At 70.8% G+C, this 21,687-nt stretch carries 19 protein-coding genes; 7 read left to right on the top strand and 12 right to left on the bottom strand.

The window, feature by feature from the left end; translation table 11 throughout:
• Nucleotides 1-10: 10 nt before the first annotated feature.
• Nucleotides 11-868 carry an acyl-ACP desaturase gene (locus ACFVBH_RS15710; protein ID WP_379002199.1) on the top strand — a complete coding sequence of 286 codons (858 nt, stop codon included), beginning with the start codon at nt 11-13 and terminating at the stop codon, nt 866-868.
• A 74-nt stretch (nt 869-942) separates the two neighbouring features.
• Nucleotides 943-1,107: a hypothetical protein gene (locus tag ACFVBH_RS15705; RefSeq protein WP_379002198.1), complete on the top strand. Its 165-nt coding sequence runs from the start codon at nt 943-945 to the stop codon at nt 1,105-1,107.
• A gap of 347 nt (nt 1,108-1,454) precedes the next feature.
• On the opposite strand, the gene ACFVBH_RS15700 is transcribed toward ACFVBH_RS15705, so the two are convergent.
• Together ACFVBH_RS15700 and ACFVBH_RS15695 are read right to left on the bottom strand one after the other, a co-directional pair.
• The gene (locus ACFVBH_RS15700; RefSeq protein WP_354989143.1) at nt 1,455-1,877 is read right to left on the bottom strand and encodes a limonene-1,2-epoxide hydrolase family protein; all 423 of its coding nucleotides are present in this window, start codon (nt 1,875-1,877) and stop codon (nt 1,455-1,457) included.
• Between the two features lie 428 nt (nt 1,878-2,305).
• Complete coding sequence (locus ACFVBH_RS15695; protein ID WP_379002197.1) at nt 2,306-3,043, bottom strand: TetR/AcrR family transcriptional regulator; 738 nt, start codon at nt 3,041-3,043, stop codon at nt 2,306-2,308.
• 107 nt (nt 3,044-3,150) lie between these two features.
• Here ACFVBH_RS15695 and ACFVBH_RS15690 point away from each other — a divergent pair, with 107 nt between their 5' ends.
• Entirely contained in the window at nt 3,151-4,332 is a 1,182-nt protein-coding gene (locus tag ACFVBH_RS15690) for an FAD-dependent monooxygenase (protein ID WP_379002195.1), read from the top strand.
• A gap of 433 nt (nt 4,333-4,765) precedes the next feature.
• On the opposite strand, the gene ACFVBH_RS15685 is transcribed toward ACFVBH_RS15690, so the two are convergent.
• Nucleotides 4,766-6,172, bottom strand: a complete 1,407-nt coding sequence (locus ACFVBH_RS15685; protein ID WP_379002194.1) for a class II fumarate hydratase — start codon at nt 6,170-6,172, stop codon at nt 4,766-4,768.
• Nucleotides 6,173-6,326: 154 nt separating this feature from the next.
• Nucleotides 6,327-7,370 (bottom strand): class II fructose-bisphosphatase, encoded by a 1,044-nt coding sequence (gene glpX, locus ACFVBH_RS15680; RefSeq protein ID WP_354989148.1) that lies wholly within the window; start codon nt 7,368-7,370, stop codon nt 6,327-6,329.
• 173 nt (nt 7,371-7,543) lie between these two features.
• Between glpX and ACFVBH_RS15675 the strand changes: the two genes are divergently transcribed.
• Nucleotides 7,544-8,104: a DUF4245 domain-containing protein gene (locus tag ACFVBH_RS15675; protein WP_379002193.1), complete on the top strand. Its 561-nt coding sequence runs from the start codon at nt 7,544-7,546 to the stop codon at nt 8,102-8,104.
• Nucleotides 8,105-8,387: 283 nt separating this feature from the next.
• Here the strand turns inward: ACFVBH_RS15675 and ACFVBH_RS15670 are convergent, their stop codons facing one another.
• The 3 genes from ACFVBH_RS15670 to ACFVBH_RS15660 all read right to left on the bottom strand — a co-directional run bounded on the left by ACFVBH_RS15670 (nt 8,388) and on the right by ACFVBH_RS15660 (nt 10,788).
• Nucleotides 8,388-8,612 (bottom strand): exodeoxyribonuclease VII small subunit, encoded by a 225-nt coding sequence (locus tag ACFVBH_RS15670; RefSeq protein ID WP_354989150.1) that lies wholly within the window; start codon nt 8,610-8,612, stop codon nt 8,388-8,390.
• Complete coding sequence (gene xseA, locus ACFVBH_RS15665) at nt 8,609-9,835, bottom strand: exodeoxyribonuclease VII large subunit (protein WP_354989155.1); 1,227 nt, start codon at nt 9,833-9,835, stop codon at nt 8,609-8,611. The genes ACFVBH_RS15670 and xseA overlap by 4 nt, the downstream gene beginning before the upstream one ends.
• Before the next feature lie 185 nt (nt 9,836-10,020).
• Complete coding sequence (locus ACFVBH_RS15660; RefSeq protein ID WP_379002191.1) at nt 10,021-10,788, bottom strand: lipid droplet-associated protein; 768 nt, start codon at nt 10,786-10,788, stop codon at nt 10,021-10,023.
• Between the two features lie 182 nt (nt 10,789-10,970).
• On the opposite strand from ACFVBH_RS15660, the gene ACFVBH_RS15655 reads away from it, so the two are divergent.
• Nucleotides 10,971-11,972 carry a 4-hydroxy-3-methylbut-2-enyl diphosphate reductase gene (locus tag ACFVBH_RS15655; protein ID WP_354989152.1) on the top strand — a complete coding sequence of 334 codons (1,002 nt, stop codon included), beginning with the start codon at nt 10,971-10,973 and terminating at the stop codon, nt 11,970-11,972.
• A gap of 99 nt (nt 11,973-12,071) precedes the next feature.
• Here ACFVBH_RS15655 and ACFVBH_RS15650 read toward each other — a convergent pair whose 3' ends face one another.
• Together ACFVBH_RS15650 and ACFVBH_RS15645 are read right to left on the bottom strand one after the other, a co-directional pair.
• Nucleotides 12,072-13,067, bottom strand: coding sequence for a DUF6542 domain-containing protein (locus ACFVBH_RS15650; protein WP_379002190.1), 996 nt, complete (start codon nt 13,065-13,067; stop codon nt 12,072-12,074).
• 89 nt (nt 13,068-13,156) lie between these two features.
• Nucleotides 13,157-14,305, bottom strand: coding sequence for a DNA recombination protein RmuC (locus ACFVBH_RS15645; protein ID WP_379002189.1), 1,149 nt, complete (start codon nt 14,303-14,305; stop codon nt 13,157-13,159).
• Between the two features lie 248 nt (nt 14,306-14,553).
• On the opposite strand from ACFVBH_RS15645, the gene ACFVBH_RS15640 reads away from it, so the two are divergent.
• The gene (locus ACFVBH_RS15640; RefSeq protein ID WP_379002188.1) at nt 14,554-15,837 is read left to right on the top strand and encodes an exonuclease SbcCD subunit D; all 1,284 of its coding nucleotides are present in this window, start codon (nt 14,554-14,556) and stop codon (nt 15,835-15,837) included.
• Between the two features lie 97 nt (nt 15,838-15,934).
• Nucleotides 15,935-19,396 carry an AAA family ATPase gene (locus tag ACFVBH_RS15635; protein ID WP_379002187.1) on the top strand — a complete coding sequence of 1,154 codons (3,462 nt, stop codon included), beginning with the start codon at nt 15,935-15,937 and terminating at the stop codon, nt 19,394-19,396.
• A 7-nt stretch (nt 19,397-19,403) separates the two neighbouring features.
• On the opposite strand, the gene ACFVBH_RS15630 is transcribed toward ACFVBH_RS15635, so the two are convergent.
• The 3 genes from ACFVBH_RS15630 to ACFVBH_RS15620 form a co-directional block, all read right to left on the bottom strand.
• Nucleotides 19,404-19,910: a methylated-DNA--[protein]-cysteine S-methyltransferase gene (locus ACFVBH_RS15630; protein WP_379002186.1), complete on the bottom strand. Its 507-nt coding sequence runs from the start codon at nt 19,908-19,910 to the stop codon at nt 19,404-19,406.
• Nucleotides 19,907-21,427 (bottom strand): Ada metal-binding domain-containing protein, encoded by a 1,521-nt coding sequence (locus ACFVBH_RS15625; protein WP_379002185.1) that lies wholly within the window; start codon nt 21,425-21,427, stop codon nt 19,907-19,909. Before ACFVBH_RS15625 ends, ACFVBH_RS15630 begins: the two co-directional genes overlap by 4 nt.
• 71 nt (nt 21,428-21,498) lie before the next feature.
• Nucleotides 21,499-21,669 carry a YbdD/YjiX family protein gene (locus ACFVBH_RS15620; RefSeq protein WP_379002801.1) on the bottom strand — a complete coding sequence of 57 codons (171 nt, stop codon included), beginning with the start codon at nt 21,667-21,669 and terminating at the stop codon, nt 21,499-21,501.
• Nucleotides 21,670-21,687 lie beyond the last annotated feature (18 nt).

The following is a 21,687-nucleotide window of genomic DNA, read 5'->3' as shown; positions in this document are numbered from 1 at the left end:
GGTTGTGCTCGTGCAGAACGAATTCCTCGACCGCGAACTGCTGGAATCGCTGGCGCCGGAGGTGGAAGCCAACCTCGTGCGCCACGTGGCCGTCGCGGCGGAATGGCAGCCCCACGACTACGTGCCGTGGGACGACGGCCGCAACTTCGAGTTCCTCGGCGGAACCGACTGGGAGCCCGCGCAATCCGAGCTCAGCGAGGTCTCCAAGCTGGCGCTGACCGTGGCCGTGCTGGTCGCCGACAACCTGCCCGCGTACCACCGCGAGCTGGCCAAGTACCTGCGCACCGGCCCGTGGTGGCGCTGGGTCGGCCGCTGGACGGCCGAGGAGAACCGGCACGAGATCATGATCCGGAACTACCTCATGGTGACCCGTGCGGTGGATCCGATCGCCCTCGAGCGCGTGCGCATGGAGCACATGACGCTCGGCTTCTCCCGGCCCGGCATGCACCTGATCGACGTGCTCGCCGCCTCCGCCTTCGAGGAAGCCGCGGCCGCCGTACGGCACCGCAACACCGCCGCGCTGTCGGAGGATCCGATCGTGGTCACCATCGCCGAGCGCCTGGCCGCCGACGACGAACTGCACGCCATCTTCTTCGCCAACCTGGTCTCGGCCGCCCTGGATCAGGCGCCGGATCAGGCCGTGCGGGCCATCGCCGACCGCGTCGCGGACTTCCACGTGCCCGTCGTGCACCTGCAGGACGGCACCAACAGCGACGATCTGCTGGCCGAGGCGGGCATCTACGACCCGGCCCGCCAGAACGAGCTGGTCTTCACCCCGCTGCTCGAGCGCTGGAACATCTTCGGCCGCACCGACTTCAGCGAGCAGGGCGAGAAGGCCCGCGCCGAGCTGGACCACCTGCGCCCCTGATCCGCGCCGTACCGACCCGCCCCGGCAGTTTCATCGCCGCGGGCGGGTCGTCGCGTTTGCGGGACAGGTGGGCCATGCCCGGCGAACGACCCACACCCGGCGAACAACCCATGCCCGGCGGGCGGGCCGCATCCGCGTGGACGGCCCGCGCCCGCGTGAACGGCTCGCCTGGTGGACGAGCCTCGAGTGGCGAGCAGGGTGAGAAGGCCCGCGCCGAGCTGGACCACCTGCGCCCCTGATCCGTGCTGTACCGACCTGCCCCGGCAGCTTCATCACCGCGGACGGGTCGTCGCGTTTGCCGGACCGGCAGGTCACGCGCGGCGGATATCCGACGGTCGGCGAACAGCCACGCCTGGCGAATATCCCCCTGACGAATATCCCACGCCTGACGAATATCCCACGCCTGACGAATATCCCACGCCCGGCGGGCGGGCCGCATCCGCGCGGACGGGCTGCCTGGTGGCCGCGCCTCGAGTGGCGAGCACGGCGGTTCGAGCACGGCGGGAGGGCCGTTATGGCCGGGTGCCGGACGGAAGGCCGGGCGCCGGACCGAAAGGTTGAGCCCGAAGGGACTCGGGCTTTCCGATCAGCGGGGGAGGACCGCGCGGACGATGCCGGTGACCGTGCCGCGTAGCAGGTTCTCCCAGGAGAAGTGGTCGTGCCACAGGGCGATGCGGCCGTCGCGCAGCTCGAAGGTGCCGCACACCCAGAACCCGATTTCGACGGGGCCGAAGCGCAGGTAGTCGGTGCGCTCGGTCAGAACCAGGTTCGGGCCGTCGGCGGCGATGTTGTGCACATCGACGCGAAAACCGTAGCGGGGGTTGGCGAGCCGGTCGAAGACCCAGCGGACCCGGTCGATGCCGCGCACGTCCGGTAGCGAGGTGTTCTTCCAGACGATGGCGGGATCGACCAGCTCGAGCGCCTCGCCGATCGCCTTCACCTCCAGCGCGGCGAAGAACTCCCGCACCGTGGTGACCGCTTCCTGTTGCAATTCCGGTAGGTCGGACATGTATCGAGCCTAAGTGGATTTCCCCTGCGCGCCCAGGGTTTGCGCCGCACGGGCTCGACTTCGCACCCCCGGCGGGCGTCGGAACGTGAGCGGTGTGTCGCCCGTTCGCTCGATCGGACGCCGACTCGGCTCGGCCTACCCCGCGTGACGACCGGGGCGGGCACACGGGCTGCGCGTGATCCGGTGGGCGCGTGTGCCGGGGATGCCCGCGCGTGCCGCCTGGCGAGATCGGAAGCCGACTCGGCTCGGCCTACCCCGCGTGACGGCCGGGGGCGTCTGGGTTGCGCGTGATCCGGTGGGCGCGTGTGCCGGGGATGCCTGCGTGCGCCGCCTGGCGAGATCGGACGCCGATTCGGGTCGGGGTTCGCCCCCCGCCGCGTGACGGGCATGCCCTCGCGCGGCGCCCGATGACCACGGGATCGGCGCGGCTAGCGCGCGGCGGCGATATACGCCGAGAGCCCGTCGAGGATGCGGTCGACGCCGAAGTGCAGGGCGTTGTTCCGGGCGGCGTCCGGCTCGCCGGGCCCGCGGCCGGACTGTTCGGTGAAGGCCGCGACGGTGTGCGGATAGCGGTCGGCGTGTGCGGCCAGGATCGGGCCGATCTCGCGGGCCAGCTCGGCTTCCAGGTTGTCGTCGTCGATGCCGGTGCCCACCTGCTGGACCAGGCTGCGCACGTGGCCCAGCAGCAGCACGACGCTGTCGAGGCGTTCGGGCCCGGTGAGCGCGGTGCCGGCCAGCGCGGTGAGAGCCGTTTCCAGCCAGCTCATTTCGTTGGGTCCCATGGGCCGCACCCCGGGGGTGAGCTCCAGGGCCCACGGGTGGGCGCGGTAGCGCTCGAACGCCGTCTCGGTCCACGAGGTCAGGTAGGCGCGCCACGGTTCGGCCGCCGTCGCGTCCAGGGTCACCGGTTCGGGTGCGGGCCCGAGCGCGGCGTCCAGCATGAGCGCGGTGAGCTCGCTCTTACCGGGCACGTAGCGGTACAGCGCCATCTTCGCGCAGCCCAGGCGTTCGGCCAGCCGGGCCATGGCGAGATTGGCCGGACCCTCGGTGTCGGCCAGGGCGATCGCCTCGGCCACGATCCGCTCCAGCGTGAGCGAGGGTTTCGGTCCGCGCCTGGGCGGCTGCGGTACGCCCCAGAGCAGTTCGGTGGTGGTTGGTCCGGCCATGGTCGACATCCTTCCGGATTCAGCGCTTGACGTCTAACTGCGTCCAGCATACGCTGATTTCAGAAATAGCGTCCGCTGGACACAATTAACGAAGAAGGTTCACCATCATGCGAAACACCACCGTCCTCATCTCCGGCGCCAGCGTCGCGGGTCCCGCGCTCGCCTACTGGCTGCACCGCTACGGCTTCGACGTCACCGTCGTCGAGCTGGCACCCGCGCTACGTGCCGGCGGCCAGGCCATCGACTTCACCGGCCACACGCACATGACCGTGCTCGAGCGCATGGGCATCCTGGACGACCTGCGCGCCCGGCAGACCGGCAAGACCGACATGGTGATCGTCGATGCCGAGGGCGGAGAGACCGCGCGCATCTCCGGCGACTTCACCGGCGGCGACCTCGAGATCCTGCGCGGCGACCTGGCCGAGGTCATGTACAAGCGCACCGCGGCAGAGTGTCGATACCTGTTCGGCGACACCGTCACCGCGATGATCGAGACCGCCGATGGCGTCCACGTGGAATTCGCGCACGCGCCCGCCCGCACCTTCGATCTGGTCTTCGGCTGCGACGGCATTCACTCCCGGGTGCGCGCGCTCGCCTTCGGTCCCGAAGCGGACTTCGTGCAACATCGCGGCTACTACTACTGCATCGCCGGCGCCTCGCACTGGGAATCGGACGGCGCGAACGCTCGCGAACGCGCAGTCTCGTACGCGCACAACGTGCCCGGGCGGCTGGCCGTGTCCGGCGGTTCCAAGGCCGGGCAGATGTATCTGTTCGCGTCGCCGAGACTCGAGTACGACCGCGGCGACCTCGACGCCCAGCGTCGCATCGTGGCCGAGAAGTTCGCCGATGTGAGCTGGGAGGTGCCGGCCATGCTGGCCGGCCTGCCGGAGCTGGAAGGCTTCTACCTCGACTCGATCAGCAAGGTGACCATGAAGACCTTCGTCAAGGGGCGCGTCGCGCTGCTCGGCGACGCGGGCTACGGGAACACCCTCGCGGGCTTCGGCACCGGGCTGGCGGTCGTCGGCGCGTACGTGCTGGCCGGTGAATTGGCCACCGCCGGTGGTGATTACGCCGTGGCCTTCGCACGGTACGAGGAGATGATGAAGCGCTACTGCAAGCTGGCCGACACCGCGCATCCCGGCAGGTTCCTGGCGCCGCGAACCGCACCGGGGCTGCGCGTCCGGAATTGGTTCCTGGGGTCTCGCCTGTTCGATCTGATGATCAAGATGACCGAGCGGTCGAAGAACGACATCGAACTGCGGAACTATCCCGAGATCGTGGGCGTGTGATGACGGTGTGCGGGGGATTCCCGCACGCGGGCATGGATATGGGGACTTGCGTCCCCATATCCATGCCCGCCGATTTCAGATGACGATGCCGAGTGCGGCCAGAAGTGTAGTGGCGCTGAGGCCGACGAGATTGACAAGTCCTCCGAGTACTGCTTCGAGCATTGTCTTGTCCTTTCCTGGGGCAACCGCACGATGTGGACACTCAGCTAATCGGCGGCTGTGCGCGATGTGTTTCACGGAGTTTCCAGAAAAAGAAAAAGGCTCGCTGACCGGTGGAATGTTGGAAAGAATCGGTGTCTGCCAGGTGTGGAACGTGTTGCACAAGAGGGAGAACCGAGTATCCGGCCGGGTCGCGGACTTATTACTGGTCGCCGAATGTGGCGGGCAATTTCGGTGCAGCTTCAGAATTGCCCGCTCAGGCCCGGGATATCGGTCAATCTCGCTTCTGATCGACCTTCGCCATGGACAGGACATCCAGTCGCCGGTCGAGTTCCTCTAGGCTGAGTTTGTCGCCGATGAGGCCGCGATCGATGACCGTCTGGCGAATGGTCTTGTGTTCCTTCACCGCCTGCTTCGCCACGGCCGCGGCTTCTTCATAGCCGATGATCGAATTCAATGGCGTGACAATGGACGGCGAGGATTCCGCCAGCCGGCGCAGGCGTTCGGTTTCGGCGACCAGGCCGATCACGCACCGGTCCGCGAACAGGCGAGAGACATTGGCCAGCAGCCGAATCGACTCCAGCACATTGCGGGCCATCACCGGAATGTAGACGTTCAACTCGAACGCGCCGTTGCCGCCGCCCCAGGCGATCGCCGCGTCATTGCCGATGACCTGTGCGGCGACCTGCGTAACCGCTTCGGGCAGAACCGGATTCACCTTGCCGGGCATGATCGAGGAACCGGGCTGGAGATCGGGCAGCTGCAACTCGGCGAGACCGGTGAGCGGACCCGACCCCATCCAGCGAATGTCGTTGGCGATCTTGGTCAGGCTGATGGCGACGGTGCGCAGCGCGCCGGACAGCTCGACCAGGCCGTCGCGCGCGGCCTGCGCCTCGAAGTGATCGCGCGCCTCGGACAGCGCGTCGAGTCCGGTGGATCGCTTGAGTTCCACCACGACCCGGCCGCCGAAGCCGTCGGGCGCGTTGAGACCGGTGCCGACCGCCGTTCCGCCGATCGCCAATTCGCCCAGCCGCGGCAGCGTGGTCAGCAGGCGTTCGATGCCCGCGCTCATCTGCCGGGTGTAGCCGCTGAACTCCTGCCCGAGGGTGATCGGCACCGCGTCCATCAGGTGCGTGCGACCGGACTTGACCACCCCGGCCCACTCGACCGACTTGTCCAGCAGCGCGAGCCGCAGGTGCTCCAGCGCCGGTACGAGGTCCTTGACCACGCCCTCGGTGGCCGCGACATGCGTTGCGGTGGGGAAGGTGTCGTTCGAGGACTGCGACATGTTGACGTCGTCGTTGGGGTGCACGGTGACGCCCTCGCGCGCGGCGATGCTCGCGATCACCTCGTTGGCGTTCATGTTCGAGCTGGTGCCCGAACCGGTCTGGAAGACGTCGATGGGGAACTGGTCGTCGTGCTTGCCCTCGGCGATCTCGGTGGCGGCCGCGATGATCGCGTCGGCCTTGACCTTGTCCAGCAGTCCCAGGTCCCGGTTCACGGTGGCGCACGCGGCCTTGAGCAGACCCAACGCCCGGATCTGCGCCCGCTCCAGCCCGCCCCCGCTGATCGGGAAGTTCTCCACCGCCCGTTGGGTTTGCGCACGCCACAGGGCGTGGACGGGGACGCGAACTTCCCCCATGGTGTCGTGCTCGATCCGGAACTGGGTTTCCTCGGTCATGTTTTCGACCATAGGCCCGGACCGGTGCCGAGTGGGTTGCCACGCCTGAGGCAATGAGCACACCCGGCGGCGGAATACGGTCCGGAAACGCGAACGGCGTACCGGGGCAAGCCGGTACGCCGTGGCGGTGGTGCTACCTGCGGGTGCAGGGTGCTCAGGGCATCGGCGGGGCCGCGTGCTCGTCGCCGACGAAGTCGACCGAGGAGTACTCGCGCAGCTTGGTGAGGCGGTGGTAGGCATCGACCATCCGGACGGTGCCGGACTTGGCGCGCATCACGATCGACTGGGTGGACGCGCCGCCGCCGAAGTAGCGCACGCCGCGCAGCAGGTCGCCGTCGGTCACGCCGGTCGCGCAGAAGAAGACGTCGTCGCCGGACACCAGGTCCTCGGTCGACAGGATGCGGTCCAGGTCGTGGCCCGCGTCGATCGCCTTCTGGCGCTCCTCGTCGTCCTTCGGGGCGAGCTTGCCCTGCAGCGCGCCGCCCATGCAGCGCATGGCCGCCGCGGCGATGATGCCCTCGGGGGTGCCGCCGACGCCGATCAGCATGTCCACGCCGGAGTCCGGGCGCGCGGTCGCGATCGCGCCGGCCACGTCACCGTCGGAGATGAGGCGGATGCGCGCGCCCGCGTCGCGGACCTCCTGGATGTGCTTGGCGTGGCGCGGGCGGTCGAGCACGCACACGGTCAGGTCGGAGATGAAGGAGCGCTTGGCCTTCGCGACCCGGCGCAGGTTCTCAGCGATCGAGGCGGACAGGTCGATGACGTCCGCGCCCTCGGGACCGACGGCGATCTTGTCCATGTAGAACACGGCCGACGGGTCGAACATGGCGCCGCGCTCGGCGACCGCGAGCACGGAGATCGCGCCCGGCAGGCCCTTGGACATCAGGGTGGTGCCGTCGATGGGATCGACCGCGAAGTCCAGGTCCGCGCCCTCGCCGTTGCCGACGTTCTCGCCGTTGTACAGCATGGGCGCTTCGTCCTTCTCGCCCTCGCCGATCACCACGATGCCCTTCATGGACACCGTCGACACCAGCTGCCGCATGGCGTCGACCGCGGCGCCGTCGCCGCCCTCCTTGTCACCGCGGCCGACCCAGCGACCCGCGGCCAGCGCTCCGGCTTCGGTGACCCGGACCAGCTCGAGTGCGAGGTTGCGGTCCGGGGCCTCGCGGCGGCTCGGTGCGGGTGTGGGTGCCGTCATTACGGTGCCTCCTAGGTTCGCCTAACTACTGGGTGAATTGTCTCATTGCGCTTCGTGGCTCTAAACAAGTACTGACGTTTCACTTCCGCGCCGGTCACGAACGCATACGGAACTCTCGCACGCCGGGTGGACTGTGAGGCGGGTCGCATCGCCCCGGCGTGGATACTGGGCCTGTGCCGAACACGAAGCCCCGGATCCTCAACGACTGGAAAGACCTCATCTGGTCGCTGCTGCCCCTGGTGCTGATCTGTCTGGTCATCGCGGGCATCGCCAGTCAGTGCACCTTCACCACGGGCGGGCCGACCCAGGGCCAGATCCCGAAGTTCGACGCACACGCCTCGCTGACCGAGGACGCGCGCAAACTGGGCTTCCCGATTCGCGAGCCCGCGCTGCCCGCGGACTGGACGCCCAACTCCGGCGGCCACGACCCCATCGCGGGTGCGGCGACCAGCACGGTCGGCTACATCACCCCGCAGGGCAGCTACATGCGCCTGACCCAGTCCGTCGCGACCGAGGAAGCGCTCGCCAAAGACGTGGTCGGTACCCGCTATGCGACGGGCACCGAGCAGATCGGCGATCGCAAGTGGGTCGTCTACGCCGAGCCCGGCACCGAGCCCGCGTGGATCACGGACCTGGGCGCCGTGCGAATTCTCGTCAAGGGCGCGGGCAATCGCGGCGCGTTCGTCACCCTCGCGACCGCGGTCGGCGCGGCGCAGCCCCTGCCCGCACGCTGAGCCGAGCCGACCCCCGCGGCCCGACTGAGCCGCACGACCTGACTCCGCCGCACGGTCCGATCGACCCGTGGGCCGACCCATCCACGCCGCAGCCCGATACGGGCCCGTTGCGCATCCCTGATTGGTGCGGTGTGCCGGTGTGTCCTCGTGAACCCGAGGACCGAGTGAGCCCGCAGCCAACTGTGGCTGCGGCCTGATCGAGCCGCACGACCTGACTCAAGCCGCACGGTCCGGTCGATCCGCGTTCCCACCGATCCGCGTGGCAGCCCAACAGGGCCGTCGCTCAGCCCTGATCGGTGCGGTGGGCCAGCGCGTCCTCGACGCGTTTGCGCGCGCCCGCCAGGTGCTCCTCGCAGCGGTTGGCCAGCGCCTCGCCGCGCTCCCACAGGTTCAGGGACTCGTCGAGATCCATGCCGCCCTGTTCGAGCATCTTCACCACGTTGACCAGTTCGTCGCGGGCGCGCTCGTAGCCGAAGCCTGCGATCTCGGTGAGGTCGGTGTCGTTCATGAGGCGGTGGAATCCTTTCGGGGGCCGAGTGGTTGGGCGGCGAGCGTGGCGGCGGTGAGCGCGCCGTCGGCCACTCGAATCCGGAGTTGGCTGCCGGGCGGGGCGTCCTCGATGGAGCGGACCACTTCGCGATCCTTGCCCGTCACCTTCTGCACCACCGCGTAGCCGCGGGCCAGGGTGGCGGCCGGGCCGAGCGCGGAGAGCTTCTCACGCAGATGCCGCGTCGTGGTGGATTCGGCGGTCAGGGCGTGGTTGACGGCGCGGCGGGCGGCGGTGCGCAGCCGTTCGGCCTCGTCGTAGCGCTGATCGAGCAGGCGCAGCGGCTCGGCGAGCACGGGGCGCGAACGCAATTGGGCGATGCCGCGCGCCTCGCGATCCACCCAGCCGCGCAGCGCGGCGTTGGCGCGGGCCTGCAGTTCGCGCAGCAGCGCGGCTTCGGCGGCGGCGTCGGGGACGATCCGCTTGGCGGCGTCGGTCGGCGTGGCCGCGCGTAGATCGGCCACATAGTCGCTGAGTGGATTGTCGGGTTCGTGGCCGATGGCGCTGACGATCGGGGTGGTGGCGGAAACGATTGCGCGGCACAGCGTCTCGTCGGAGAAGGCGAGCAGATCCTCCACGCTGCCGCCGCCGCGCGCCAGCACGATCACGTCGACCTCCGGATCCGCGTCCAGCGCGGCCAGGGCCTCGAGGATCTGCGGCACCGCGGTCGGGCCCTGCACGGCGGCGTTGCGAATCTCGAAGCGCACGGCGGGCCAGCGCTGGGTCGCGACCGACACCACATCCTTCTCCGCGGCGCTGGCGCGACCGGTGATCAGGCCGATGCGATTGGGCAGGAAGGGAATCGGGCGCTTGAGCCGCGGATCGAACAGGCCCTCGGCGGCCAGCAGCGCCTTGAGCCGCTCGATGCGCGCGAGCAGCTCGCCGATGCCGACCGGGCGAATCTCGGTGACCCGCAGGGAGACCGTGCCGCGGCCGGTGAAGAACGAGAGCTTGCCGTAGACCACGACCCGGCTGCCCTCCTGCAGCGGCACCGGGGAATTGCGCAGCAGATCCGGGTCGCAGGTGACCGAGAGCGACATGTCGGCGGCGGTGTCGCGCAGCACCAGGAAGGCGGTGCGGGTGCCGGGCCGCAGATTGATCTGGGTGATCTGGCCCTCGACCCAGACCGCGCCCAGCCTGTCGATCCACTGCGCCACCTTGACGGCGATGGTGCGCACCGGCATCGGATTCTCGGCGGTGCTGCTGGGCTGCCGCGCGGGCTGGTCGGTGGTCACCGTAGTGATTCTGACAGCTGGCACCGACGCCGTGTGGCCGCACCCGCGAGAGGGCCGGGACCGGCGGCACGAAAAGGAAATGCGCCGACCGTCCGGGGTACCCACCCGGCCAGTCGGCGCCGCGGAAGCTCGGACTACTTGGCCTGCACCGTGGCGATCCGATTGGTCAGCATGGTGACGAACGGAGCGCGGGCCCGGGTCTGCTGCTCGTAGGCGAGCAGCGCGGTCAGGTCCTCGACGGTGAGCTGACGCAGCCGGGCGCGCAGCTGCGCCAGGGAGATGTTCGCGTAGTCGTACCGGGTGGCCACCTCGGGCTCGGCGACTACGGCGGGGGCTTCGGGTTCGGCGGCGGCTTCGGGTTCGGCGGGGGCTTCGGGTTCGGCGGGGGCTTCGGGCTCGGCCGGCGCCTCGGGCGCGATCACCTCGGGCTCGGCCACCGCGACGCTGCCGTTGCGGCCATTGCTGGCGGCCGTGGAAACCGTTGCGGGGGCGGGCGATTCGACGGGCTTCGGCTGCTCGGCGACCGCCGCGGCGACCGATTCCGCTTCGGCCACAAACGGTTCCGCGCCGGTGTCGGGTGCGGAATCCGCGGGGCTGAACAGATCGAAGCTGCTCTTGCGTGCGGTGCCGGCGACGGCGCTCGGCGCTTGCCCGAACGGCTCGTCCTCGTCGAAGGTGGCCCATGCGGGCTGTTCCTCCGGCTGGATCAAGCGATCGAAGACGGCGTCGCCCTTGAGCGCGAGACTGGTCACGAACTGCTGGAAATGCATGGTGGTCTGCAGCAGCTGACTGATCGCGGTGATCGGGAAATTGATCGCGTTGGCAGGTAGCCGGCGAGTTTCCTCGAGGGCATAGACAGCGGCCCCGGCGGCGACCCGGGCCAAGAACGGAGGTCGGAACATGCCCCTAGCCTGCCCGAAACGTCCTGTGATGCAAAGGTGAGAAGTCACAGAAAGTGATTCTGTCGTCAATTTTTCGCTGTTATTCACCTGAGGTCGCCCAGCTGCGGCGCGCCCGCGTGTCGCGCGGTGGTGAATCCCGAGCGGGAGCACGGCCGATGCCGAGGGCCAGTATCCTTTGGGGCATGTCCTCGGCTATCCCTTTGAACGTCGGAATCGTGCGGTCCGCGACGGCTGCGCCCGATGCGCCGAAACGCGTACTGCTCGCCGAACCGCGCGGGTACTGCGCCGGTGTGGACCGGGCGGTGGTCACGGTGGAGAAGGCGCTCGAAAAGCACGGCGCCCCGCTCTACGTGCGCAAGGAGATCGTGCACAACCGCCACGTGGTGGAAACCCTGCGGGAGCGCGGTGTGATCTTCGTCGACGAGACCGACGAGGTGCCCACCGGCGCGGTCGTGGTCTTCTCCGCGCACGGTGTCTCCCCGGCCGTGCACGAATCCGCCGCCGAACGCGATCTGCACACCATCGATGCCACCTGCCCGCTGGTGACCAAGGTCCATCAGGAGGCCAAGCGCTTCGCGCGCGAGGATTTCGACATCCTGCTCATCGGGCACGAGGGCCACGAGGAGGTCGAGGGCACCGCGGGTGAGGCCCCCGATCACGTGCAGCTCGTCGACGGCCCGGAGTCGGTGGACCGGGTCACCGTGCGCGACGAGAACAAGGTGATCTGGCTCTCGCAGACCACGCTGTCGGTGGACGAGACCATGGAGACGGTGCACCGCCTGCGCGCCCGCTTCCCCAATCTGCAGGATCCGCCCAGCGACGACATCTGCTACGCCACCTCGAACCGGCAGACCGCGGTCAAGGCCATGGCCCCCGCGTGCGATCTGGTGATCGTGGTCGGTTCGCGCAACTCCTCGAACTCGGTCCGGCTGGTCGAGGTCGCGCTGAACGCGGGCGCGAAGGCCTCGTACCTGGTCGACTACGCGCGCGAGGTCGACACGGCCTGGTTCGAGGGCGTGCGGACGGTCGGCGTCACCTCCGGCGCGTCGGTGCCCGAGATCCTGGTCGAGGGCGTGCTGGAACTGCTGGCCGCCAACGGTTACGGCGAGGTGCAGTCGGTGACCACCGCCAACGAGACGCTGGTGTTCTCGCTGCCGCGCGAGCTGCGCCCCGCGCGCGGCTAGCTCGTACTCGCTTCGAAAACAACGAATCCCCGTATCCGCTGCGCGTATTCGCGGCGGGTGCGGGGATCGTCGTTGTGCGGGGGTGTGACGCGGCCGCGTTCAGCGCTCGATGCGGCCGGAATCGCGTTCGCGGTAGCGCACATTCGGGCGCGGGTGCGGGGGCACCTCGCCGCCGGGCTGGGCGCGGCGGCGGGGCTGGGCGCCGGTGCGGTCCGGCGCGGCGGCACGGTCGGTCGCGGGCGGGACACGGTCCCCGGTGGCCGGGCGCGGCTTGCGCTCCCCGGCGGGCTTGCGGTCCGCCGCGGGTTTGCGCTCGCCCGCCGAGGGGCGTTTGCGTTCGCCCGGAGCCGGGCGCGCGGCGCCCTGTCCGGGTGCGGGCTGGCGGGCGTCGCCGCCGACGCGGGGCGGGCGCTCGGCGACGCGGCCCGCGGGGCGGCGGCGGGCGGTCCCGGCGGCCGGTGTCTCGGTGGACTCGGCCTTGTCGGCCGCGCGGCCGCGGCGCCGGGTGGTCGCGTCCTTGGGATCCTTGGCGTCCGCCGCCGGGCGGGTGCGCGGTGTCCGCGGGGTGCGCGGTCCGGCGGTCGTCGGGCGGGGGGTCCGGGGCTGCGGCCTGCGCAGTGCGCTGAGCGCGGTGCCGTCGAGTTCGCGGCGGTGCAGCGCCACCCGGATCGCGCCCACGATGAGCACGAGCACGGTGGCCAGCGCCATCGTGGGGAAGCGGTTCACCAGGGGGATGGCCAGATTGAGCAGCATCTCGCCGACTTTGCTGCGGCTGCTGCCGCTGCCGCCGCCGGAGTTGCCGATCATGAGTTGATAGGCCAGCGGCACCGAGAGGAACAGCAGCAGCGGCGGCAGCACCATGGTGGTGAACAGGCCGCGATAGCGGACCGCGGCCACGGCCAGCAGGCAGCCGAGAACGTACAGCGTGGCGAAGGTGCCGGTGAGCTCCGAACCGCCCGAATCGATGAAGAATCCGATGAAGGTACAGGTCACCGCAATGAGCACCGCCGCTCCCGCCGGCACTCCGGGAACCGTCGGCACGATCGAACGGTGCGACGAGGGGACCTCGGCTCGCTCGCTTTGGGTAACTGCCACGTCAAGCACACTAAGGCATGCGGGGACCGCGCGAGGGAGCCGACATCACGCGTACTCGAGGAACAGCGTGTGAAAAGGAACCCGTCCGGTTAGTCGTTTTCCGCGAATCCGACCGCCTGCGGCCAGGATTCCACCCGCCCGATATCGGGAACGGGGGCCTCCGCGATTTCCAGGTCGTGCAATTTGCGTGCGGTGACCATCACCCTGGTCTCCACCGACGCGACGGTGTGATTGAAGGAATCGACCGCTTTGCCCAATTGCGCGCCGAGCCGATCGAGGTGGCGGCCGGTGGTGCCGAGGCGGCCGTAGAGCTCGCGGCCGAGCTGCTGGATCACCGCCATGTCCGCGGTCATGGCCTCCTGTCGCCAGCCCAGCGCGACCGTGCGCAGCAGGGCCATGAGGGTGGTCGGGGTCGCGAGCACCACGTTGCGGGTGAAGGCGTACTCCAGCAGGCCGGGGTCCGCGCCGAGGGCGGCGTCCAGGAAAGGGTCGCCGGGCACGAACAGCACCACGAATTCGGGTGACGGGTCGAAGGCCGCCCAGTACTCCTTGGCGGCCAGCTGGTCCACGTGGTTGCGCAGGTGCTTGGCGTGCCGGGCCAGATGGGCGTCGCGCTCGCGCGGCTCCTCGGTCGCGGCGGCCTCGAGATACGCGGTGCAGGGCACCTTCGCGTCGACCACGATGTGGCGCTCGCCCGCCAGGCGCACCACCATGTCGGGGCGGATCACGCCCTCGGTCGCGCCCGAGCTGCCCGCGCGGCGGGTGACCTGGGTGTCGAAATCGCAGTGCCTGGTCATGCCGGCCAGCTCCACCACCCGCTCCAGCTGGATCTCGCCCCAGCGCCCGCGCACCTGCGGTGCGCGCAGGGCGGCCACCAATTGCCCGGTCTGCGTGGAGAGTTGGTGCGACATGCGCTGCATGCCCGCAACCTGTTCGCGCAGACCGGAATAGGCGTTGATGCGGTTGTGCTCGACCTCCTGGATGTGCCGGTTGAGGGTGCCGACCGCCTCGCGCAGCGGCTCGACGAGCGTGCCGATGGCATGGGATTGCCGCCGGGCCGCGTCCTCGCTGGCCGCGCCGAGCGAGTGCCGCAGCAGCCGTTCGTTGTCGTGCATGGCCGAGAGCCGGGCCTCGGCCACCGCCGCGCGCTGACCCGCGCGCGCGGAATGCCCGAGCCAGCCCACGGCCAGCCCCGCGATGAACACCAACAGCAGCGCGAACAGCATCGGTGCGGTCATGGGTGCCGATAGTGCCGTACGCCACCGACAAAATTGCGAAGGCGGCAACCGCGCGGCGTACCGAGAAATCGGTCTAATACGGTCGATTCGGGCAGGTGCAGCGGCTGTGAACAGGCGCGACGGTGCGATCCGGTTCGGTGTGGCAAACGGTGGCGATGCGGGCGAAAAGGGCAATGCATGCGCGCAATTCCGACGGGGGACGAGGGTATGGCCGTCTCTGTCGGTCGTATCGCCTACGGTTCTGCGGCATGCGCATCCTGCACACCTCCGACTGGCATATCGGGCGCACCTTCCACGGCGTCGATCTGCTCGGCGATCAGGAGAGTTCGCTCGCGGCCATCGCGGAATTGGTGGCGGCCGAGGGCGTGGATGTGGTCGTGCTGCCCGGGGACGTGTACGACCGGTCCATTCCGAGCGCGGACGCGATCGCGGTGTGCAATCGGGGATTCGAGGCCATTCGCGCGGCGGGGGCGACGATCGTCGCGACGTCCGGCAATCACGATTCGCCCACCCGGCTCGGTGCGCTGGGGAGTTTCGCGGCCGCGGGGGGTTTGCATCTGCGCTGTGCGATCGCCGATGTGGCGCGGCCCGTAATGCTGTCTGATTCACACGGAGAGGTGGCTTTCTACGGCATTCCGTATTTGGAGCCGGAGATCACCCGGGTGGAACTGGGCGTGCCGCAGGCCCGTTCGCACGCGGAGATCCTGGACGCGGCGGTGCGACTGATCCGTGACGATCTCGCCGGGCGCGGCGCGGTGCGGTCGGTGGTGCTGGCGCACGCGTTCGTGGTGGGCGGGGAGGCCACCGGGTCCGAGCGCTCGATCTCGGTGGGCGGGGTGGAGACGGTGCCGCTGTCGGCGTTCGCGGAGCTGGACTACGTGGCGCTGGGGCATCTGCATTCGCCGCAGACGCTCTCGGAGTCGGTGCGGTATTCGGGCTCGCCGCTGCCGTATTCGTTCGGGGAGCGATCCCATCGCAAGGCGGTGTGGCTGGTGGACCTGGACGGTGCGGGGTTGTCCGCGGTGACGCGGCGCGAACTGCCGGTGGTGCGCGGGCTCAGCCAACTGCGCGGCACGCTGGACGAATTGCTCACCGGCGCCGCGCATGCCGCGGCGACCGAGGATTACGTGTCGGCGACGCTCGTCGACGAGGTGCGGCCGGTGGACGCGCTGCGCCGGCTGCGGGAGCGGTTTCCGCACGCGGTGCACGTGGAATGGGTTCGGCCCGAAGGTAACTCGGAGTTGCGATACCGGGAGCGGGTGCACGGGCGGCGCGACACCGAGATCGCGCAGAGTTTTCTCTCGGACGTGCGCGGTGCGCCGAGCGCGGGGGAGATGACGTGGCTGGAGCGGGCACTGGCGGCGGCGGTGCGGGAGAAGGATCAGACCCGGCGGCCGGGCGGCGGAGTCGCGGTGGACGCCGGCGCGGCCGTCGAGCCGGGCGCGCCGGACGCCGGATCGTCCGGCACGCAGGACGGGTTGTTCGGTTCCGACGGTGAAAACCCGGGCGGTGCAACCGGATTGACGGCGTGAACGCATACGGCGGCGCGCCGGCGGCAGGCTTCGCTCGCGTCCGCACCGGTGACGTAGTTGGATTGCCGATGGCCAGAACTCTCGGAGGGAAGCGCGCGTGCGGCTGCATCGATTGGAATTGACCGCGTTCGGCCCGTTCGCCGAAACCGCCGTGGTGGATTTCGACGAGCTGGGGGCCGATGGGCTGTTCCTGCTGCACGGTCAGACGGGGGCGGGCAAGACCACGGTGCTGGACGCGATCGCCTTCGCGCTGTACGGGAGCGTGCCCGGCGCGCGCGGGGAGATCAAGCAACTGCACTCCGATCACGCCGACAAGCAGATCGCGCCGCAGGTGCGGCTGGAGGCCACGCTCGGGGGCCGCCGGCTGCGCCTGATCCGCAAGGCGGGGTTCCTGCGGCCCAGCAAGCGCGCGAAAACCGGTGTGACCGAGGAGAAGCCCGCCGCCACGCTGGAATGGCTGGACGGGCGCGGGCAGAATCTGTCGCGGATTCCCGACATCGGGGACGAGGTGCTGCGCCTGCTCGGGATGAGCGCCGACCAGTTCTTCCAGGTCGTGCTGCTCCCGCAGGGCGATTTCGCGCGGTTCCTGCGCGCGGACAACGAGGAGCGCGAGAAGCTGCTCGAAAAGCTCTTCGACACCGAGCGTTTCGGCACCGCCGAGAAATGGCTCACCGACAAGCGCCGCGAGAGCACCGCGGATCTGGACACCCGCAAGCAGGCCGTCGATCGCCTCATCGCGAGCGTGGGCACCGCCGCCGGCTTGCCCACCACCGCGACCGCCGGCCCGCTGGAATCGGTCGGCTGGTCCCAGTCCCTGCTCGGCGCGGCCCGCATCGAACTGACCGCGACGGCCACCGAACTGCAGGAGCGGCAGGGACATTCGGCGTCCACGCGGCGGTCCGCCGAGGCGCAGCGGAGCCTGCACGAGCTGCACCGCCGCCGCACCGAGGCCCTGACCCGCCTCGAGTCCCACGCCGCGGGCGCCGCCCAGCGCGAGGCCGCCCAGCTCGAACTCGACCGCGCGCGCCGCGCCGAGCCGGTGGCCGCGGCCCTCGCCGAGGCCCGTGCCGCCGCCGTGGCCCTGCGCCGCCGCGAAGATGACGCGACCCGCGCCGCGGAACAGCTCGCCGACCGGCTCCTCGAGCCGGCGAGCGCCGAACTGCCGGGAACCCGCTGGGCGGCAATGGATCTGGCCGATGGTGAACTGACGGACAGCGATCTCGCCCTCGACCTCGAAGGTATGGAGGAGCCGCCGCCCGCCGCGGGCGCGCTGCACGACGGAGAGTTCGCGGGCGCGCGCGAGGCCGATACCGCATCCGGTCCTGCGGCCGACGGCTCTGATGCCGGAGCGGCGACGGGAGACGCGGCCGGTGCCCGGGATGGGTTGAGCGTCGACGGGACGGTGGATTCCCCCGGCACACCGGGGCGTGCGGCCGATGCCCGGGATAGGTTGGGCGCGAACAGGACCGGGGGCTACGGCCCGGACTCGACCGATGTCCTTCGCGTGCCGGGTCCGGCGGGGGTGACGGCCGGGAGTTCGGCGATGCCCGGCGCCGGTGCGCCGATGTCGGCCGAGCCGTTCCGGCGGGGCGAGGCCGGGGCCGGGCTCGAGGCCGCGGTGCGGCGGTGGAGCGCGCAGATGGGGGCGTTGGACGAGGTGCGGGCCGACGCGGAGTCGGCGCATCGGCTGACCGCCGAGCTGGCGCGGCTGCGGGAGGAGCAGCGGGCGCTGGGGGAGCGGACCGCGACCGTCGAGCGGAAGCGGGGGGCGTTGCCGGAGCGGCTCGTCAAGGTTCAGGGGGAACTGCGCGAAGCCACCGACGCCGCGGCCGGGCTGCCGGTGCTGGAGGCCGAGCGGGAGCGGTGGAAGAACGCCGCCAAGGCCGCGCTGGAACTGGAACGTCGTCAAGAGGAATTGGGCAGGGCGCGAGGGGATTTCGCGGCGCGGCGCGGTGCCCACCTGGACGCGCGGGAGCGCACCCTCGCGCTGCGGGAACAGCGGCTGGCGGGGATGGCCGCGGAACTGGCGGCCGATCTGGTGGACGGCGAAGCCTGCGCCGTATGCGGATCGGCCGAACACCCCGCGCCCGCGCGCCCGGCCGCGCACGCGGTGTCGAAGGAGGCCGAGGACACCGCGCTGGCCGCCGAACGCGCGGCCGAGGCCGCCCGGGATCGCGTGGGGCAGGCGATCACCGATCTCGAACGCGCCATCGAGGTGCTCGTCGAGCGCGGGGGCGACACCGACAAGGCGGAACTGGCCGCCGCCCTCGCCGCCGCCGAGACACGCTGGGTCGCGAGTCGTGAGCTCGCGGGCAGGGCGGCCACGTTGACGGCGGAGTTCGAGCGCCTGCGCGCCGAGGAGGTCGGGCTCCAGGACGAACTGCGCGACTGCGAAAGTCGCGGCAGCGCGACGATGGAACGCCTCGTCGCCACCGATCGGCGGCTGGCCGAACTGACCGAGCGCCTGCGCGCCGCCGCCGGGGCGGACGGAACCGTGGAGCGCCGCCGAGCCCGGTTGGCCGCGCTGGTCGAGGCCGCGAGCGCCGTGCGCGAGATCCGCGCCGCGGTGGCGCGGGCGCGCGAGCAGCTCGAGGCGCTGGCCGTGCGCGTCGAAAAGCTCGCCGGCGAAGCGGGTTTGGTGGACGCGCCGCCGCCGGTGCTCGGCGCGAACGGCGTCGACTACACCGCGCTGCGCGGGTACGGGCAGGCGGTGGACGCGGCCTCGCGCACCGCCGAGCGGCAGAGCGAGCTGGAGGCCGCCTTGACCGCGGCCGATCGGGCCCGGGCGCACGCGGAGACCGTGCTCGCCGAACCCGAGATCCGCGCCGCCGCCGACCAGCCGCCCGGTGACCTCGCGGGCCTGGAAAGCGCCGTGGCACAGGCGCAGACGCTGCTGGAGCGCGCGGTGGCGGCGCACTCCGAGGCCGCCCGCCGGGTGGAACAGCTCGAGGAGCTGTGCTCGCAGCTGTGGGCGGCGGTGGATCGCATCGCCCCGCTGCAGCGCGCGCACGACGAACTCGCGCGCCTGGCCGAGGTGGTGGCCGGGCGCGGCGAGAACAGTCGCCGAATGTCCCTGCGCTCCTACGTGCTGGCGGCCCGGCTGGAAGAGGTGGCGGTGGCCGCCTCCTCCCGCCTGCGCCTGATGTGCGGCGGCCGTTACGAGTTCGTGCATTCCGACGCCGCCGGCCGGCACGGCCGCCGCGGCGGTCTGGGCCTGGACATCCGCGACGACTACACCGGCGCGGTCCGCCCCGCCAAGACCCTCTCCGGCGGCGAAACCTTCATGGCCTCACTGGCTCTGGCCCTCGGCCTGGCCGACGTGGTGGCCGCCGAGTCCGGCGGCCTGGTCCTGGACACCCTCTTCATCGACGAGGGCTTCGGCAGCCTCGACGCCGACACCCTCGATGCCGTGATGGGCGTCCTGGACGAGCTCCGCTCCGGTGGCCGCGTGGTGGGCGTCGTCAGCCACGTCGACGAGATGCGCCAGCGGATCCCCAGCCGCCTCCACGTGATCCGCGGCCGCACCGGCTCCCGCCTCGAAACCTCCATCGGAGCCTGAGATTCGTTCAGGCCTCGTGGTCCAGGAGCCAGCGTTTCACCTCCAGGCCCCAGCGGAAGCCGCCGAGGGTGCCGTCGGTCCGCAGGACCCGGTGGCAGGGGACGAACAGGGCCGCGGCATTGCGGGCGCAGGCGTTCGAGGCGGCGCGGACGGCCTCGGGGCGGCCCGAGCGGGCGGCGTATTCGGTGTAGGTGACGGGGTCGCCCGCGGGGATCTGGCGCAGGACCTCCCAGGCGTGCACCAGGAACGGGCCGGACTGCTGGCGGACGGTGATCGGGTCGATCGCGGTGAGATCGCCCGCGTGGTAGTCGGTTACGGCCTTGGTCACCGCGCCGAGCGCGGTGCGCTCGCGCAGTTCGGCCGGGCGCAGGGTGGGGTGGATCAGGCCGCGCAGGTTCTCCGCGTCGGCGGTCCAGCCCGCGGCCAGGACCGCGCCCTCGCTGTCCACGAGCGCGGTGAACGGGCCCGCGGGGGTGGTCAGGGTGGCGAAATCGGCTGTCGCGGTGGTGTTCACGGTGCGGTTCTCGCTTTCCGGGCGCCGGCTGCGCCATCGGGGACGGATGTGGGATTGGCCAGGGCGTGTTTCCACAGGTGCATGGTCAGGTAGGAGCGCCAGGGCGCCCAGCGCGCGGTGTCGGCGAGGTCGACGCCGAGCAGGCTCGCGCCGCGCCGCACCACGAGATCGGTGTGCAGCAGGATGTCGGGGTCGGCGAGCAGGCGCATGGTGACGTAGTCGGCGGTCCACGGGCCGACCCCGTCCAGCGCGAGCAGATCGCGGCGCAGGTCGGCGGCGGTGCGCCCGGAGTGCAGGACCAGGTCGCCGCCGGCGAGCGCGCGCGCCGCGCCGACGATGGCTTCGACCCTTCGGGCCGGGCCGGTCAGCACCTCCGCGCCGTGCTCGGCGATGGCCTCGGTGGTGGGGAACAGGTGGTGCGCGGCCCCGTCCACCGGTTCGCCGAGCGCCTGAACCAGCCGGGCCACATGGGTATTGGCGGCGGCGACCGAGATCTGCTGCCCGATCATGGTGCGCAGCAGCAGTTCCGGCCCGTCCAGGCAGCCCGGGACCCGGATGCCGGGTGCGAGCACGGCCCCCGCGATGCCCTCGCGATGCGTGGATTCCAGTCCGGCGGACAGCGCTTCGTCGATCCCGACGGGGTCGGCGTCCAGGTCGAGCAGATGCCGCAGTCGTGCCACCGTCGGCGCGAGATCGCGCATATCGTGCAGCGCCAGCGAGGCGCGTACGTGCCCGGGCTGCACCGAGAGCCCGATGGTGGTGTGCCCGTGCGGTGTTCGCAGGGCACGGGTGAAGACGCCGTCCTCCCAGGTTTCCAATCCCGGTGCGGCGTGCGCGGAGAGGAACCATTCCAGCCACGAGCGGTCCAGCGGCTCGCGGTAGGGCAGGCGCAGGGTCAGGACGCCGTTGGTGGCGGGCAGCGTGTCGCCGTTGCGGCGGCGCGACTCCTCGCGCAGCGTGGTCGGGCTGACCGCGAACACCTCGCGCACGGTGTCGTTGAACTGCCGGATGCTGGCGAATCCCGCCGCGAAGGCGATGTCCGACATGGTGAGCCGGGTGGTCTGGATCAGCAGCCGGGCGGTGTGCGCCCGGTGCGCGCGGGCCAGGGCGAGCGGACCCGCGCCGAGCTCGCTGGTCAGCACCCGGGTGAGCTGGCGCTGGGAGTAGCCGAGGGTGTCCGCGAGGGCGGGCACGCCGCCGCGCTCGATGACCCCGTCGGCGATCAGCCGCATGGCGCGGGCGGCCAGGTCGGCGCGGGTGTTCCAGAGCGGGGAGCCGGGTGCGGCGTCGGGCAGGCAGCGCCGGCAGGCGCGGTACCCGCCCTGCTGGGCCGCGGCAGCGGTGGGCAGGAACGTGACGTTCGCGGGTTTGGGTGTAATGGCGGGGCAGGAAGGGCGGCAATAGATTCCGGTGGTTCGCACCGCCGTGAAGAATTGCCCGTCGAAGCGCGCGTCCCGAGTCGTCACGGCTCGGTAGCAGCGCTCGAAGTCCAGATCGTTCGCACTCACAGGATCCACGATCGCAGCCCGCGCCGAACTCCGCTAGCGGAAATCAGACGCTACCGTCGGCGGAAATCGGACACCCGCGCTCAGCAGCAGCGTTGCTGGGGATTGCGGGTGGCCGCGTCGTGCCGTTCCCGCCAGTACTCGCGCTCGCTCGGAATGTCCCCGCCGGGGTGGTGCAGGCGCAGGTGCTGCACGTACCGCTGGTAGTCGTTGCCCCCGAGCACGGAGTCGAACCACCAGATCACCGCCCGCACGACCCGCACGACCGCGCG

The organism is Nocardia sp. NPDC057668 (assembly GCF_042799795.1).
GTDB lineage: Bacteria > Actinomycetota > Actinomycetes > Mycobacteriales > Mycobacteriaceae > Nocardia.
The sequence above is the reverse complement of the archived record's forward strand: the minus strand, read 5'-3'. Positions and strand labels throughout refer to the sequence as shown.

Excerpts from the sequence above, each read along its gene's own strand:
- ACFVBH_RS15705 (WP_379002198.1), top strand. The coding sequence starts at position 943 with ATGCCCGGCGAACGACCCACACCCGGCGAACAACCCATGCCCGGCGGG.
- ACFVBH_RS15700 (WP_354989143.1), bottom strand. The coding sequence starts at position 1,877 with ATGTCCGACCTACCGGAATTGCAACAGGAAGCGGTCACCACGGTGCGG.
- ACFVBH_RS15695 (WP_379002197.1), bottom strand. The coding sequence starts at position 3,043 with ATGGCCGGACCAACCACCACCGAACTGCTCTGGGGCGTACCGCAGCCG.
- ACFVBH_RS15690 (WP_379002195.1), top strand. The coding sequence starts at position 3,151 with ATGCGAAACACCACCGTCCTCATCTCCGGCGCCAGCGTCGCGGGTCCC.
- ACFVBH_RS15685 (WP_379002194.1), bottom strand. The coding sequence starts at position 6,172 with ATGACCGAGGAAACCCAGTTCCGGATCGAGCACGACACCATGGGGGAA.
- glpX (WP_354989148.1), bottom strand. The coding sequence starts at position 7,370 with ATGACGGCACCCACACCCGCACCGAGCCGCCGCGAGGCCCCGGACCGC.
- ACFVBH_RS15670 (WP_354989150.1), bottom strand. The coding sequence starts at position 8,612 with ATGAACGACACCGACCTCACCGAGATCGCAGGCTTCGGCTACGAGCGC.
- xseA (WP_354989155.1), bottom strand. The coding sequence starts at position 9,835 with ATGCCGGTGCGCACCATCGCCGTCAAGGTGGCGCAGTGGATCGACAGG.
- ACFVBH_RS15660 (WP_379002191.1), bottom strand. The coding sequence starts at position 10,788 with ATGTTCCGACCTCCGTTCTTGGCCCGGGTCGCCGCCGGGGCCGCTGTC.
- ACFVBH_RS15655 (WP_354989152.1), top strand. The coding sequence starts at position 10,971 with ATGTCCTCGGCTATCCCTTTGAACGTCGGAATCGTGCGGTCCGCGACG.
- ACFVBH_RS15645 (WP_379002189.1), bottom strand. The coding sequence starts at position 14,305 with ATGACCGCACCGATGCTGTTCGCGCTGCTGTTGGTGTTCATCGCGGGG.
- ACFVBH_RS15640 (WP_379002188.1), top strand. The coding sequence starts at position 14,554 with ATGCGCATCCTGCACACCTCCGACTGGCATATCGGGCGCACCTTCCAC.